2 protein-coding genes are annotated in these 1,237 nt (G+C 38.4%); both read right to left on the bottom strand.

The genetic code is table 11. The features are described from left to right. Positions 1 to 64 precede the first annotated feature (64 nt). Positions 65 to 262, bottom strand: coding sequence for a hypothetical protein (locus Q1B11_RS20180; RefSeq protein WP_299735809.1), 198 nt, complete (start codon positions 260 to 262; stop codon positions 65 to 67). Positions 263 to 403: 141 nt separating this feature from the next. Further along, a complete protein-coding gene (locus Q1B11_RS20175; RefSeq protein ID WP_299735807.1) occupies positions 404 to 1,069 on the bottom strand; it encodes a hypothetical protein in 666 nt (221 codons plus the stop codon). Positions 1,070 to 1,237 lie beyond the last annotated feature (168 nt).

Genomic DNA, 1,237 nt, shown 5'->3' with positions numbered 1-1,237 from the left:
GCGCTGAAATTGCGTTATACCATGCACTTGGCAAGCTACCTGAACCAGAAATTGCCCACAGATTTTACTGACGAGGCTTTTCTTTGAAATCACCATAAGCAGAAACCATAAAATTAATTGATGATTCCGTAAACTGCCCATTAGTAAGATAACAAGGATTCCCCTTAACTGTTTTTACACCAAGGTATTCATAAATTTCAGCGCTCGCATAAGCTGTAAAACTCATCAAGCATGATAAAGTTACTAATAATACTTTCTTCAATTTAAATCCTTATCTATATAATTATCACAATTTATTGATCGTTAATTTTTTACTACAAACTTTTTGATTAGTTTGAGGGCATAACGCCAAAATGTGCGGCGCCGTAGGCGTCCGGTGCGAAGCACGAACACGATTTTATTGTTAGGCCTTTGTTGAAAGTACACGTCTGATCATATTTGAAGGGTCTGTATTTTTAACAGTCCAGTCTGCAATACTTGGATGAGTTGCCACAATAACCTTAATACCATTGCCATTAGTAAAGGCTTCAGAACACCATTTTCTATTGTTATTTTCTACAAACTCATCAATTTTTGTGTTTGCTGACAATTTATTACGAGCATGTAAACCAGCAGTTTTTCCTAAGCAGAGTATAGCCTTTGGTTTAAGTTCTTTGATGACATAGTCATGGAAACTCCAGCAAAGTGTTAATAGAGATTGAACCTCACTTTTTAGTTGTTTTTCACGTTCAGACCGGACAAATATAACATTACTCGAAGGAGTGTTTCCGGGATCAATATCCAAGTTGTTTAGCAAATGTAGAATTCTTGGCTGCATTCTCCAAGTACCAGGTTCAGCACCTTCCCAAGACTCATCTCTATATGCAGACCAATTACTTGGTCGATTTTCAAGAACCTCTGTGATACTGAAAGATATTGACTCATTAACATCATCAGTAGGCAGGCCTCCTGGGTTTAATCCTAAAATATATAGCTCTTTATTCCCTTGAAAAGACTCCTTACCAGAGTAAAAAACTGAGCCTGAACGTGCGAGAATTTCATGCGGGACTTTCTCAATAAACTCTTTCATTTTTCATAAAGCTCAAGAAATGTTGCGGATTTAGATTTAAAGGCCTAACGCCGCCTTAAGCCGCGCGCCGAAGGCGCGTCGGTTTGAAGGCTTTGTATGGATAATAATTAACGAAACAGGGTAATGTGAGACCCAGGCTTTAGCAGCAACTAAAGCCCTCTTGTGCAG

It is taken from the genome of uncultured Endozoicomonas sp. (assembly GCF_947495845.1).
GTDB lineage: Bacteria > Pseudomonadota > Gammaproteobacteria > Pseudomonadales > Endozoicomonadaceae > Endozoicomonas.
Note: the sequence above shows the minus strand (reverse complement) of the source record. Positions and strands in the feature narration are given on the sequence as shown.

Excerpts from the sequence above, each read along its gene's own strand:
- Q1B11_RS20175 (WP_299735807.1), bottom strand. The coding sequence starts at position 1,069 with ATGAAAGAGTTTATTGAGAAAGTCCCGCATGAAATTCTCGCACGTTCA.